This window comes from Scytonema sp. NUACC21 (assembly GCF_054684315.1).
Genome location: NZ_BAAFZH010000105.1, coordinates 81,592 through 96,744 on the forward strand (window position 1 = coordinate 81,592; position 15,153 = coordinate 96,744).

Consider the following 15,153-nt stretch of genomic DNA (forward strand, 5'->3'; position numbering starts at 1 on the left):
CATAGGGGTAAAATCTATGAAAAACGTACTTAGTTTGAGGTGAAAAAACGTTGCTCTGGGTTAACAGCAATACCTTCCAATAAAGCTTGATAACGCTTTAGTAGTTGCTTAATTGTGGTAGCATCAAACAAGTCAGTGCTGTATCTAACCTCTAACAGTAATTCACGGTCTAACTCAATGAGATTGAAGAAAATGTCGTCTTCTCCGTAAAAAACGGGAGACGGGACGAACTCGATCTCCAAACCAAACATCTGTGGTAAGGACATAGGTTTATCTAGATTAAATGTGACCCCTATGGGAGGACATTTAGGGTCTCTGTGTATCTGAAGTCGGTTTAGCAACTCGGCGTAGGGGTAATCCTGGTTTGCATAAGCATCCAGCAAAATATGCTTCATCTTGTTTAAATAGCTTGCAAACGTAGGACATTCAGCTAAAGAACTACGTATTGGTAGTATGTTGACACAGTAACCAACTGTCTTTGCACTATCTTTAAGGGGTCTGTTGGCTATTCTAGTAGCCACCACAATATCATCCTGATTTGTCCATTGATGCATTAAAGCCATATAAGCTGCAACCAGCGTCATAAACAGCGTGCAGTCTTTTTGCCTGCTCAATGTTCTCAGCCTGTCATAAAGCTCTGCTTCCAACTTTAGACTCTCTGCAGCTGCTTTATAAGTTTTTACTAATGGACGCGGGCGATCGCAAGGTAATTCCAATGCAGGAATGGAGTCGGCAAATTGACTTAGCCAATAAGCCTCATGTTTCGCCGTGTCTGCGCTGTGACTTTGTTGCGCTTGCCATTGTATATATTCTCGGAATTGCAGTGGCAAATTCTCCTGGTGAGCAATGCCCTGACACTCACTTGAGTAAAATGCACTAATTTCTTGTATTAAGACAGCAAATGACCAACCATCAGTAATCATGTGGCTGGCAGCAAACACGAGCAGATGATGTTGTTCCTCTAACTTCAGCAATTTCACACGTAATAATGGTTCAGTTGTTAAATCAAAACCTTGTCGGTACTCCTTTTCTAACTGCTGAGCTACTTTTGTTTCACGCATAGCAGCATCTATTGTTGAAAAGTCAATGACAGGAACCTCTATGGTCAGATTTGGTAGAACGTACTGAACATCCCCCTGGCTGCTGATGTTTGTTCGTAGTGCTTCATGACGATCCACAACTGTCTGAATAGCCTTACGGATAGCGCCTACATCCAACACACCTCGTAGTCGCAGAATGATGATATTATCGTACATAATGGATGCTTCATGTCCCAACTGAGCTAAATCCCAAAGGTACTTTTGCTCTCCAGTAAGGGGGGCTGTCTTTACACTACCTGACTGGTTATTTTTCTTTAATGAACTAGACTGCTTTTCGCTCAAAAAACCTCCAGAGCGAAGTTCTTTTACACTATCTTTAACCGCTCGAATCACATAATTAATGTCATCATCTGTGTGTGCTGTAGATAGAAAACAGTTGCGCCCTTCCCAAATATATACACCCTTGTCAATCAAATGGTAAAATAGCAAATCTAAATTGCCTGAAAAAGCAAAGCGAAACAGCGACCCACAATGTACGATTCGGATTGGCACATCCTCCTCTTCAAAGAAAGTATTTAGTGTTTCTGCTAAGTATGCTGTCTTCTGATTCAACCGCTGTTGTAGGGCGCAACCTTCTTTCTTAAGGTGTTGAAGTACAGCTCTGGCTGCGACCATTCCAAAATGATTTTTATTGAAAGTTCCGGCAAAAAACGTCTTTTCTGCCTGAGGATAGGAAATATCACCGTAGTTCCACAGACCACCATCAATTCCATTCATGTAGGTTGCTTTACCGGCTACAACCCCAATCGGCAGACCGCCGCCAATTATCTTGCCATAAGTCGCAAGGTCTGCTTCGATTCCAAACCACGCTTGTGCTCCTCCAGAGTGAATGCGGAAACCTAAGAGGACTTCATCAAAGATAAGTGCTATTCCAGCTGCTGTTGTTAATTGCCTCAACTGCTGCAAAAACTCTTTGGGTTGCAAATCGGGTCGGCGACTCTGTACGGGCTCAACTAACACGGCAGCTAACTCATGAGCATGGGCGTGTAAAATTTCGAGGGATTCAGGATTCCCGTAATTCAGTACCAAAACATCTTCAACTGCTGACTGAGGTATTCCTGTAGCCATCGGCACAGCGCAGTTCTGATTGTTCGACATGGAGGCTAAAACTCCATCAACATGACCGTGGTAAGAATTAGCAAATAGAGCAATTTTGGTACGACCTGTTGCTGTACGTGCTAGACGCAGGGCGGTCATTACTGCTTCTGTACCTGAGTTGCAAAAGGATACTCGTTCCATACCTGTCAGTTCACAGAGTAACTCGGCTACCTCTGCCACTGCATTGGACTGGGGACCAATGGAAATACCTTGTTTAATTTGTTCTTCTAGTACTTGATTGAGAAACGATGGCGCATGACCAAAAAGATGCACCCCAAACCCCATTGTGATATCTACATATTCATTGCCGTCTAAGTCCCAAATTTTGGAGCCTGAGGCTCGCTGTCCAACAATTGGGTAAAGCATTTCCTTTATAGAAAGACGGAAGCCTGCACAAGCTCTACTGTCAGCAAGAATTGGGTGAGAATTTTGTTTTTGTTGCTTAGATTTTTGAGTGCGTTTGGTATAACGTGCAATCAATGCCTCTAGATGCTTTTGCTGGCGGGAATTTAAAACTCCTTTCGTTTCTATAGATTGGTTTGAAATGACAGGATTGGCAACAATAGCTTTATTTAATTCCTGGGAAGATACAAAGGTAGGATGGTTAGTAGGTGGTATTGAATGGTAATTTTGCAAAGTCTCTAATTGTTGAGATGTTAATTGCTTGAACATCTCTAACTGCTGTGCCATGATTCGTTCTAAGGTAGTTTCAGGTACTCCCATCCTCTTCTGCGTATCTTGTGTCTTCTGAATACTTGCAGATGTAGGTTTAGCAAGCTCGACTGGTGGTAGGGATGGCACATTTAGTTCGGATTTGTTGCTGAGAAATGGTTTGGTTTCTGGGGTTGAATTTTGAGCAATATATAGAGCTAAAGCATTAATTGTTGTCAGATCTTTAAACAGTTGATGAACTGCTATTTTAATTCCAAAAGTATTTTCAATAGCTTGGACAGCCTCTAGGAGAATAATCGAATCTGCTCCCATTTCTAGAAATGGAGCTTGAACGTCTATTTGCTCTGAATCTGTTTGCAGTAATCGAGCAACAATAATACGCAGTTCTGCCCGTATTTTATCCTCTTTGATAATTTCTGGTTTTGTGTTTACCTGTAAGTGAGAAAGTGGAGTATCTAATGTCTTGAAATTCATAACTTCTACATCTCTTTGTTTATCAGACTTTAGCCAATAGCATTTGCCCTCGAACGGGTAAGTAGGTAAAAGTATGCGGCGATGCTGGTAGTCCGGGTGAACCCCCTTCCAATTCACGTCCACACCTTGAGTTTCCAGTATGCTTAAACTGTTTAGCAACATCCACCAGTCATCTTGCCTTCGCTGTAAAGAAGACAGCCAAAAACCCGTTTCTTTTAGCAAGCACTTCTTACCCATCTCCAACAGAATATTGCTAGGACCAAGTTCTAGAAATATTTCATAACCCAGTTGGTTAAGCGTGTTCATACCTTGGGCAAATTGCACGGATTCTCGAAGTTGGTGAACCCAATAATTGCAATTTAAAGATTCTCCGGGTTTTAACATTTTCCCAGTTAAATTTGAAACCAGGGCAATACGTGGGGCTTTGAACTGCACCTGATTTGCTAAACGCTCAAATTCTGAAAGAATTGGTTCCATGAGCGGCGAATGGAAGGCGTGAGAAACCTTCAAAGCCCGTGTAGCAATTCCTTGTGACTGAAACTCCTTCAACGCAGACCGCACAGCCATTCGCTCTCCTGAAATTACGGTGTTTTCAGGTCCATTAACAGCTGCGATCGCCAATTGCGAGCCATACTGAGTAAGAACATTATTCACCTGTTCTTTACCTGCAAACACCACTGCCATCTCACCAAGCTGTGGTAAAGATTGCATCAACTGACCACGGAGGGCGATAAGTTTAAGCCCGTCTTCTAAACTGAATACCCCCGCCACGCATGCTGCAGCATACTCTCCCGCACTATGACCCATAACTGCGGATGGTTCAATACCCCAAGATTTCCATAACTGAGCCAGGGCATATTCCAGAGCAAACAAAGCTGGTTGGGCATAGACGGTTTCGTTGAGGAGAACATTTTCTCCAGTCTCTGGGTACATGACCTTGAGCAAGGGCTTTTCTAAATAAGGAAGCAGAATTTCATTGCAGTCCTCAAGAACTTTCCGGAAAGTTGATTGGGTTTCGTAGAGCTGACGCCCCATACCAGCGTATTGAGAACCTTGACCAGTAAAGAGAAAGGCTATCTTAGGCTGACTTGTACCTCGTACCTGCGCCTTCCTAACTCCTGTTACTTCCCGCCCAATCTTGAAAGCAGTTAGTTTTTCACGCATTTCTGCTGATGATGAAGCCAGCACGCTTAATCGATGGTTAAAGTGTACTCTACTTGTATTAGCAGTAGAGCATACGTCTTCCAAATCTAAAGCTGGATTTGCAGCTAAGCAATTTTCATAACGCTCGGTTAAACGCTTTAACGCTTCTTCCGTTTTCGCTGAGAGCGTCAGCAGATGTGGTGAATGTTTGACCGTCTTTTGTAGTGGTTGTTGAATAGGTGCTTCTTCGACCACTACATGAGCATTAGTTCCACTGAATCCAAAGGAACTAACTCCGGCAATACGTCGATTATTTCTCGAATTCCAAAATACTCGTTGTGTTGGAATATGAATAGATAATTCATCCCAAGCAATATGAGGGTTGGGTTGTTCCATATGCAGTAACGGTGGAATTTCTTTATGCTGTAACTGCAAAACTAACTTAATTAAACTACCAATACCGGCAGCCGCTTCCATGTGTCCCACATTGGACTTGAATGACCCAACAATTAAAGGTTCATTTTGACTGTGTGTATCACCAAAAACAGCATCTAAAGCGCCTATTTCAATTGGATCGCCTAAAGGAGTCCCCGTACCATGAGCTTCTATATAAGCGATGTCTGTAGGAGTAACGTGAGCGTTTTGAAGAGCTTGTCGAATTACAGCCTGTTGGCTCAGTCCATTGGGTACAGTTAGACCACCACTAGCACCGTCACTATTAATTGCAGAACCTCGAATTTGCGCCATAATGTTGTCATTGTCTGCAATTGCATCGTTCAAGCGCTTGAGCACAACAACCCCCACACCTTCACTCCGCCCATAACCATTAGCAGTATCTGCAAAAGGCTTACATCGCCCATCAGGGGATAGCATCCGTGCTTTAGAGCAAACAATATTACTAATCGGTGACAGTATGAGATTGACTCCACCGACCAGCGCCAAATCGCACTCGCCCCGCCGCAAACTCTCAACGGCATTGTGTACTGCAACCAAAGAAGATGAACACGCTGTATCGATACTTAACGAAGGTCCTGTTAAATCTAAGATATAAGATAGCCGACCCGCAGCCGAACTGTGTGAAGTGCCAGTGCCTATGTACCCGGAAATATCTTGTTTAGGTAAAAGCTCGTTGATTGCAAGGAGATAATCTTGGCTATTAATACCAATAAAAACCCCTGTTTTAGAGCCTTTGATTGAATCTGCAGAGATATTGGCATTTTCTAACGCCTCCCAAGCAACTTCCAAAAGCAAGCGTTGTTGTGGATCGAGAAAAACGGCTTCGCGGGGTGATATGTTAAAAAACTGTGCGTCGAAAGAGTCTATACCCGATAAGAATCCCCCACGACAGGTAATCATTTTACCTGCCTTATTCTCATCAGGGTCGTAATATTCCTTGACATTCCAGCGTTCAGGAGGAATTTCAGTCGTTGCATCACAACCGTTTATTAATAAATCCCAAAGAGTTGCAGGATTATTGACATTGCCTGGGAAACGACAACCCATACCAATGATAGCAATGGGTTCGCTCTTCTTTTGCTCAAGCAAGGCTAATTTTTTCTGAGTGTTTTTTAGTAAAAGAAGAGAGTTAGCCATTAACTCTTTATAATTTGCGTCTTCAACAGAAGAAGTCATAATCTTTCCTCTAGGGACAAATCTTTTAATTCTTTATCTAGCATCTCTGCAATTTCATTTGCTGACAATTTTAATAACTGTTCTTTAGCAAAATTTACTTCCTCTTTATTACTTTTATCGTCCTCATCTTGTTGACTGTCTTCGTTCTCAAAATGACTGTTTAACTGCAGAACTTCATTGAACAAATAGTCAACCAATACATTTAACCTGGGATAGTCAAATAACAAAGTACTGCGTAATTTACAACCTAAAGAAGTTTCTAACGAAATTTTAAAATCAACAGCTTTTAATGAATCATTTACCAATTCTATCAAACTCTGCTGAGAATCTAAATCTGTTAGCGATGGAAGATTTAAAGTTTCTGCTAACTGTTCCTGTACATGAATTAAAAGAATCTGCTTTTGCTGAGCTAGAGAAGATTCTAAAAGTAATTTTTCTTGAAATTGTGTATTCATAGTTGTAGTGTTACTATTTTTAAGCCTATCAATCAGAGCAAACAATGACTTTTCAAACCATGTACGCAAAAGAGTGGGGGCGGGTAGTACCCACCCTACCCTTATTAACAAGGTACAAGATGTGAGAAAACTAAAAATCAACTATGTATCCTAGGCAGATACTAATTGGAGAGGCTCGGTAGCTTTCTTTCCATAATTATTCAATATTGCTACGGTAGCATCACCTTCAGCCCAACCACCATTGTTATCGTAAAAGGCGCATTCGGTCTTAAGCATAATCAACTTGTCACGAACGGAGTACTTGTAGATTGAAAAAGTTCCCTGAAAAAGACTGGAATTTATTGGTTTTTTGAAGGTACTGGAAAATTTAACAATTAGAAAGTCTGGAAGCTGGCGTTCTTTATAGGTTGCTATATTCCAGCTTTCCATTCCTTTCAACAATTTATTTTCCAGTAAATGAGCAACCATTGTATACCCTAATTGGTTGTAACAAATATTGTATTCAACCGCATTAAAGTGTCCGGTATCTGCTATATAACAAGATTCTGGAATAGAAAAATAACCTTTTGTAAACCATAAACCTTGATGGTTTCTTTCGGAAATACTAACCAATTTCTTTGGTTCGAGATATTGAAACTTTGCTTTTTTCAAATATTTGCAATCATCCTTATACGGTAGGAGAATACTATTTAACAAATCAATATCTACATCATCTTCTTTAATGAATCGTTGGTTTATATCCATGATTTTTCTCCTTGAAATACATTACTAATTCAATCAAAAAAGTGAATGACTCACTAAAAAATTACAGACTTTAGTTGCCAAGAGTTTATTATTATCAACTTTGGCAAGGTGATTATCTACAGCTTTACAGCTACTTTATTGGCATTGTCATTAAATGAATTAGAAACATAGAATGGCAAGCCGTCATAAATACCAATACGGTAGCTTTCACTTTTCTCACCTTTTGGAACTGTAGATGCTTTATGAATTAGTGTTCTGTTATCCCATAAAAGAATGTCGCCTTCTTGCCATGTATGTGTATGGATATGTTCGGGACGTTCTATAAATGAAAACAAGGCTTGCAGAATTTCTTGATTCTCTTCATGTTTTAAACCTACGATGCCTGTAGTAAATCCCTGGCTCATGTACAAAATTTTTTCTTGAGTAACCGGATGTGTGATGACAGCTGGATGCTTAACAGCCGGTGTTTTTTCTTCCCATTCTTTCAAAATATCTATGAGTGCCCGGTCAATATCACACTCTTGCACTTTGTATTACACAGCTAAGATTATGACCCTAGAACTGACTGATTGGGATAAGGATTTACCATCAGAAAGAAATGAAGAATATCAAGCCTTAGTCCGCACACTGAATTTTACAGAAGGATTTGATTTATTATTTGTCCGTTGCTCTCCGGCTGAGGGAACACAGTTAATTACTAAAGTAAAAGAAAATATTACCAATAAAAATATCGAAGTTATACGGCTGGAGCAAGCTGTCACTAATTTATATGAAATAGTTGATAATTTAGAAAATAAAGAAAAAATAAATATTTTATTTGTCACAGGATTAGAGCATTCTTTTTATAAATATGAAGAATGTAAAAAATTAATGGGGTGGAATAGTAGAGATATTTATTCATATAGTTGGAAGGGTGTACCACCTGTTTTAATTAACCTCAACCAACAGCGAGAACGATTTAAGGATAAATTTAATATCTGTTTTGTGTTCTTGCTACCGTTATTTGCAATTAAATATTTTATTCAACGTGCTCCAGATTTTTTTGACTGGCGTTCTGGATTATTTGAATTTCCTATAGATTCAGAAACTTTAGAAAAAGAATCATTACGTATTATCAAGGATGCAGATTATGAAAAATATCTCAGCTTAACAAGAGAAGAAAGAACTCAAGAAATAATAGCAATTCAAGAATTAATAGCAGAAAATCGCCAAACACCTGCTCGTCAATATGATTTACTAACTAACCTGGGAAAATTACAGTCCGCCGGAAAAGAATACCAAGATTATAGAGAAGCGATCGCTTCCTATAACAAAGCAGCAGAAATTAAACCTAATGACTACCAAGCTTGGTACAACTTGGGGTATGCCCTAGGGGAAATAGGGCACTATGAAGAAGCGATTTCCTCCTATGATAGAGCGCTGGAAATTAAACCTGATGACCACCTAACTTGGTACCATCGTGGGGTTGCACTAGCTTATTTAGGACGCTATGAAGAAGCGATTTCCTCCTATGACAAAGCCATAGAGCTTGAGCCCAATAATGAATGGGTTTGGGGTCAGCTTGGCGATATGCTAAGTAAACTGCAACGTTATGAAGAAGCGTTAGCATCTTATGACAAAGCGCTTGAACTTAACCCCAATGATGATTTGGCTTGGACTGACCGTGGTCTTGTGCTGGAGCAACTGCAACATGACGACGAAGCATTAGCATCTCTTGACAAAGCGATTGAACTTGACTCCAGTAATAAGTGGGCTTGGGCTTTCCGTAGTCAATTGTTGACAAAACTGCAACGCGACGACGAAGCTTTGTTATCTCTTGACAAAGTGATTGAACTTGACCCCAGTTTTGATTGGGCTTGGGGTAAGCGTGGTGACGTGCTAGGCAAACTGCAAAACTATGAAGAAGCATTAGTATCTTATGACAAAGCCATAGAGCTTAATCCCAAAGATCAATGGGCTTGGAGTGAGCGTGGCGACGTGCTAGGCAAATTGCAACGCTATGAAGAAGCATTAGCGTCTTACGATAAAGCCATAGAGCTTAACCCCAATCAGCAATGGGCTTGGGCTAACCGAGGTTGGTTGTTGAAAGCACTGCAACGTTACGATGAAGCTTTGTTATCTCTTGACAAAGTGATTGAACTTGACCCTAGATTTTATTGGGCTTGGGGTGAGCGTGGCGATGCGCTGGACAAACTGCAACGCTATGAAGAAGCATTAGCGTCTTACGACAAAGCCATAGAGCTTAACCCCAACGATCAATGGGCTTGGGCTAACCGAGGTTGGTCCTTGAAAGCACTGCAACGCTACGACGAAGCTTTGTTATCTGTTGACAAAGCGATTGAACTCGATTCCAGTTATGGCTGGGCTTGGAGTTTGCATGGCTGGTTAATGGATATACTTGGGTACCATGAGGAAGCGTGCGTGCTAGCGCATAGACGCCAAGGTGTAAGATAAGTAATTCTGTACTGGGAAGGGAGTAATTATCGTAATCTAATTTTTCAGCAAGGTTTGTTGATATAGCTAATTTGTTGCAAGATTGCTCCAGATACAATCGCACCTATTGCTACACCAAGGACTCAGATGGTTTTGTTTGGCTACGATAAGATTGCGACATCAAATTTTCCAAAAGGCTGAACCATGAATTACGGAGATTGAATATGGTAGCAATAACAGCACCCGCAGAAACTAGAACCGTACTTGAAAACATCAGTTGGCAAACCTTCAAAACTATGCTAGCTGAAATGAGTAACCAACGCAACACTAGACTCGCTTACGACAATGGAATCTTAGAAATCATGTCTCCGCTCATGGCACATGAAAACTCCAATCGCTTAATTGAAGGTTTTATTGGGGTGTTGTGTGAGGAACTGGCGTTGGAAATTAAACGTACTGGTTCGCTGACTTTAACACGCGATGACTTGGAACGAGGTAGTGAGCCAGATAGTAGCTACTACATTCAGAATGAGTCTTTGATTCGAGACAAAGAAAATATAGATTTAGCAACCGATCCACCACCAGATTTAGTACTAGAAGTCGAATATTCCAGACCAAAAGTAGATAAGCTAAAACTTTATGCCGCAATGGGTATACCTGAATTTTGGAGATACGACGGAAACGTACTTCGATTCTACGTACTTAGCTCCGGAGACTACTCAGAAGTAGAGCTTAGTCCGACCTTTGCGCCTGTACCAGTCAAAGAGATTCCTCGCTTTATCCGAGAAACCAAAACAAATGGGGAAATGTCAACAACTCGCGCTTTTCGTAATTGGGTGAAGCAGGCGATCGCTGCTATGTAAACGTCTCCCCTTACCAAGAGTGATAGGGGGGGTTTTATAAGACGCACCTTCATACAAAATTGGTATGGCTAAATATGTATATTTTATTACATTTATTTTACCATTAAATTCCGTATTGCAATTATACACGTTAAATTTAACGTATGTTAGATTTGACGTACATTACTAAGGTCATAGTTATGACAGTGACGTTTAGATTGAGGGCTAACCCTGGAGGGCAAATCTCCCCAAATGAGGTTATTGGACGAGACAAGCTTATTGAGCAGTTTTGGGATATTTTAGAGCGACAAAGCCTAATGCTAAATGCAGAACGGCGTATGGGTAAAACTTGCGTTATTAAGAAGATGCAAGCAGAGGCACCAAAAGACAAGCTGCCTATTTACCACGATTTAGAAAAAGTACGCTCTCCTTTAGAGTTTGTGGAGACGGTATTACAAGACGTAGAAGAATATCTAAGTGGTTTGCGGCGAACAGCAAGACGGACACGCCAGTTACTGACACAAATAGGTGGGACAGAATTGATGGGTGTCAAGTTGCCTGAATTTGCTGCTGCTCATTGGAAAAGACTGCTAGCCGAAACAATTGCAGATTTGGTTGAAAATCAAGACCGCCAAGTTATTCTCTTTTGGGATGAAGTACCGTATATGCTGCATAATATCGGTAAACCAGCAGCAATGAAAGTTTTAGACACATTGCGTTCCATCCGTCAAATGCATTTAGAAGTAAGGATGGTGTTTACGGGTTCCATTGGCTTGCATCATGTCATTGCTTCCTTGAAAAAAGAAGGATATACCAATGAGCCGACAAATGATATGTACCCAGCTGATATTCCCTCACTGTCTCACAATGATTCCACTGATTTAGCGTACAAGTTACTTTTAGGCGAGAATATTCCTACAAATGATTTACAGGGAACAGCAGCTACAATAGCTTATGCAGTAAATGGCATCCCTTTCTACATTCACCACCTGATTATCAAACTTAAAATGCAAGGTGGTACTGTGAATCCAAACACGATAGCGAAAACTATTGAAGATTGCTTGGTAGATCCGCTCAATCCTTGGAAAATGGATCACTATCGAGAGCGAATCGATAATTACTACAGTGACGAGCAACGTTTTTACGCTCTAAATTTATTGGATACATTAGCACTTTCAAGCCAGCCTTTGTTATTTGATGAATTGTTTCACCATCTTCAACAAGAGCCAGAAACAAAAAATAAAGAAATGGCAAGGACTGTCTTAAAACTTTTAGAGCGCGATTACTATATTATTCGAGGTAGTGAAGTGTTTTGCTTTCGCTACCCTTTGATTCAACTTTACTGGAAGCTATTGAGAGGTTGAAAAATGAAAAGTACCTTCCTCTCTCGCTTTACCCCCAGTCTAATGGCTCCAGAAATCTTGGAAGCTATTTTTGTCCAGCGCCATCATTTGGCAGATTATTTAGTTGAATTGATACGTGAAAGTACCCTCACTGCAAACAAACATTTCCGCTTGTTAGTGGGAATGCGAGGTATAGGAAAAACCCACCTGATAGCGCTAATTTATCACCGCGTCTCCAAGATGGAAGACTTAGGTAATAAATTACTTATCGCATGGCTTCGAGAGGAAGAGTGGGGCGTTACATCTTTTTTAGATTTGCTGTTACGGATATTTCGAGCCCTCCAGAAAGAGTATCCAGCAGAATATGATGTTAAGTTAAATCAGCAAGTTGAAGCTCTCTATCAGTTATCAGCAGAAGAAGCTGAATACCAAGCAGCTAGATTGCTTAGAGAATTTGTAGGTAACCGCACACTGCTGCTATTAATGGAAAACCTAGATGATGTGTTTAATGGGTTAGGTGATATTGGTCAAAAGCAACTCCGTGCTTACATACAAAATTACTCATTTTTGACAATTCTGGCAACAGCACAAAGTTTATTTGATGGTGTTATACGGAAAGTCGATCCCTTTTATAACTTTTTTTGTCCTCACCAACTAGAGGAGTTAAGCTTAGATGAAGCCGTAGATTTATTGAAGCATATTGCTGAATTAGAAGAGGATAGCGAACTCAAAGACTTTATCATAACGCCAACAGGACGCGATCGCATCAAAGCAGTCCATCATCTAGCAGGTGGAAATCCTCGTGTTTATGTCATTTTCTCCCAGTTTCTCACGCGCAAATCCCTAGATGAACTGGTAGAACCTTTCATGCGAATGCTGGATGATTTGACTCCTTACTATCAAGCGCGAATGTCATGGCTGTCACAGCAGCAACGAAAGATAATTGAATTTCTTATTGACCGCCGCCGTGCTGTTACTGTTAAAGAAATTGCCCAACGCTGTTTTATTACCCATCAGACAGCATCAAGTCAATTAAAAGATTTGCGGGAAAAAGGCTACGTTTATTCTGAATCTATTGGGCGTGAGTCTTTTTATGAGTTACGAGAACCACTGATGCGGTTTTCCCTAGAAGTGAAGAAGCAACGGGATGAGCCGATACGATTGTTTGTAGACTTTTTACGGATTTGGTATACGCGGATAGAATTGAAACAGCGATTGAGAGAGGGTATTGATGAAATCGGGAATGATAGATGGACTGATGAATTAGGAAAACAGTTTAATGAGGCGCGAATTGATGGTTTTCCTTATGCACAAAATCATTCCAAGTATCAACAACGTCTAAAATCACTTCCACCAGATGCTGCTCTGGAGAGAGAATATATACTTTATGCACTCCAAACAATGGAAGACGGTGATGAAGATCCTCGCATAGGAGCTTATTGCCAGGAATATAAAAATTACTATGACAAGCAAGACTATGTTTCTGCTTTACAGGTAGCAGATAAACGAATTGGACTTGACTCCATGTCTGCAGCAGCTTGGGATGATCGTGGCAATGTGTTGGTTCTACTTCAACGTGATGAAGAAGCATTAGCATCTTATGACAAAGCCATAGAACTTGACCCAAATTGTAAGTGGGCGTGGGTTAAGCGAGGTTTGTCGCTGAAAAAACTGCAACGCGACGATGAAGCTTTGCCATCTGTTGACAAAGCGATAGAGCTTGACCTCAGTTATCAGTGGGTTTGGGCTCTACGTGGCGTTGTGCTGGACAACCTGCAACGCGACGACGAAGCATTAGCATCTTATGACAAAGCGATTGAACTTGACTCCAGTGATAAATGGACTTGGGGTCTGCGTGGCAATGTGCTGAGCAAACTGCAACGCGACGACGAAGCATTAGCATCTTATGACAAAGCGATTAAACTTGACCCCAGTGATAAATGGGCTTGGGTTCTGCGTGGCAATGCGCTGGTCAAACTGCAACGCGACGATGAAGCATTAGCATCTTATGACAAAGCGATTGAACTTGACCCCAGTGATAAATGGGCTTGGACTCAGCGTGGCAATATGCTGGACAAACTGCAACGCTATGAAGAAGCATTGGCATCCTATGACAAAGCCATAGAACTTGAGCTTAATAATGAATGGGCTTGGAATCAGCGTGGTAATGTGCTAGTCAAACTTCAACGCTATGAAGAAGCGTTAGCGTCCTATAACAAGGCGATAGAACTGGATCTCCATGATAAGTGGGTTTGGACTTTGCGTGGTTGTATGCTGGACAAACTGCAACGCTATGAAGAAGCATTAGCGTCTCTTGACAAAGCGATTGAACTTGACCCCAGTTTTGAATGGGTTTGGAGTGAGCGTGGTAATGTGCTGAGCAAACTGCAATGCTATGAAGAAGCATTAGCATCTTATGACAAAGCGATAGAACTGGATCTCCATGATAAGTGGGTTTGGACTTTGCGTGGCAATATGCTGGACAAACTGCAACGCTATGAAGAAGCGTTAGCATCTCTTGACAAAGCGATTGAACTCGATCCCAGTTATAACTCGGCTTGGGGCTTGCGTAGCTGGTTGATGAATATACTTGGGCATCATGAGGAAGCTTTAGCGTCTTGCGATCGAGCAATTGAACTAGACAATGAATATTCAAGTGTTTTCTTGAACCGAGCGATCGCTATTCTGGGACTGAACCACTGGGAGGACGGTATTACTGCATTAGAGTACGCATTTGAGCGTATAGAGTCTATAGACGATGTAGACGTAAGAGATGCTGAGTTAATTTTCCACAATTTATTCAACAGCACAAATGATGTAGCAGTGTGGAAAACTCGTATCCAAACCCTGATAGAACTTTATGACAGGTATGAACTGGCTTCAATCTTGGCACAAGGACTTGTGCGACAACAGAGCATTCGAGCGCTGATGTCAGAAATGGTAAGCAACAAAGCAGCACAATCGTGGCTGGAGGTATGGTGGGAAGTGGTGGGAAGCCGCCCTGAGTTCCAAATTTCTCTTCGTCTTTTAAATGCTGCTGTCCGCTATCGGGAAACAAAAGGGGATAGGCGTGTGTTACTAGAACTGCCTATCGAAGAACGTAAACTTTTACAAGAGGTGCTCGGGATCGAAGAATCATTAACTCAGAACATTAAGCCAAATCCATAAGATCCCCCAGCAAACTATCTAAACCGATAGGAGTAACGTTACGTGTGGA

8 protein-coding genes are annotated in these 15,153 nt (G+C 41.2%); 4 read left to right on the plus strand and 4 right to left on the minus strand.

Annotation, left to right across the window (positions count from 1 at the left end):
• Positions 1 to 29: 29 nt before the first annotated feature.
• From ACYRY3_RS37020 to ACYRY3_RS37035, 4 genes are all read right to left on the minus strand, one after another.
• Positions 30 to 6,119, minus strand: coding sequence for an aminotransferase class III-fold pyridoxal phosphate-dependent enzyme (locus ACYRY3_RS37020; RefSeq protein ID WP_460206713.1), 6,090 nt, complete (start codon positions 6,117 to 6,119; stop codon positions 30 to 32).
• A complete protein-coding gene (locus ACYRY3_RS37025) occupies positions 6,116 to 6,574 on the minus strand; it encodes an acyl carrier protein (protein ID WP_460206714.1) in 459 nt (152 codons plus the stop codon). The genes ACYRY3_RS37020 and ACYRY3_RS37025 overlap by 4 nt, the downstream gene beginning before the upstream one ends.
• Before the next feature lie 150 nt (positions 6,575 to 6,724).
• Entirely contained in the window at positions 6,725 to 7,318 is a 594-nt protein-coding gene (locus tag ACYRY3_RS37030; protein WP_460206715.1) for an FcoT family thioesterase, read from the minus strand.
• A 116-nt stretch (positions 7,319 to 7,434) separates the two neighbouring features.
• On the minus strand, positions 7,435 to 7,845 hold the full coding sequence (locus tag ACYRY3_RS37035) for a TauD/TfdA dioxygenase family protein (RefSeq protein ID WP_460206716.1): 411 nt from the start codon (positions 7,843 to 7,845) through the stop codon (positions 7,435 to 7,437).
• A gap of 22 nt (positions 7,846 to 7,867) precedes the next feature.
• On the opposite strand from ACYRY3_RS37035, the gene ACYRY3_RS37040 reads away from it, so the two are divergent.
• The 4 genes from ACYRY3_RS37040 (at position 7,868) to ACYRY3_RS37055 (ending at position 15,104) form a co-directional block, all read left to right on the plus strand.
• Positions 7,868 to 9,772: a tetratricopeptide repeat protein gene (locus ACYRY3_RS37040; protein ID WP_460206717.1), complete on the plus strand. Its 1,905-nt coding sequence runs from the start codon at positions 7,868 to 7,870 to the stop codon at positions 9,770 to 9,772.
• A 203-nt stretch (positions 9,773 to 9,975) separates the two neighbouring features.
• The gene (locus tag ACYRY3_RS37045; protein WP_460206719.1) at positions 9,976 to 10,614 is read left to right on the plus strand and encodes a Uma2 family endonuclease; all 639 of its coding nucleotides are present in this window, start codon (positions 9,976 to 9,978) and stop codon (positions 10,612 to 10,614) included.
• A gap of 179 nt (positions 10,615 to 10,793) precedes the next feature.
• Positions 10,794 to 11,957 carry an AAA family ATPase gene (locus ACYRY3_RS37050; RefSeq protein ID WP_460206720.1) on the plus strand — a complete coding sequence of 388 codons (1,164 nt, stop codon included), beginning with the start codon at positions 10,794 to 10,796 and terminating at the stop codon, positions 11,955 to 11,957.
• A 3-nt stretch (positions 11,958 to 11,960) separates the two neighbouring features.
• Positions 11,961 to 15,104, plus strand: coding sequence for a tetratricopeptide repeat protein (locus ACYRY3_RS37055; RefSeq protein WP_460206722.1), 3,144 nt, complete (start codon positions 11,961 to 11,963; stop codon positions 15,102 to 15,104).
• Positions 15,105 to 15,153: the final 49 nt, after the last annotated feature.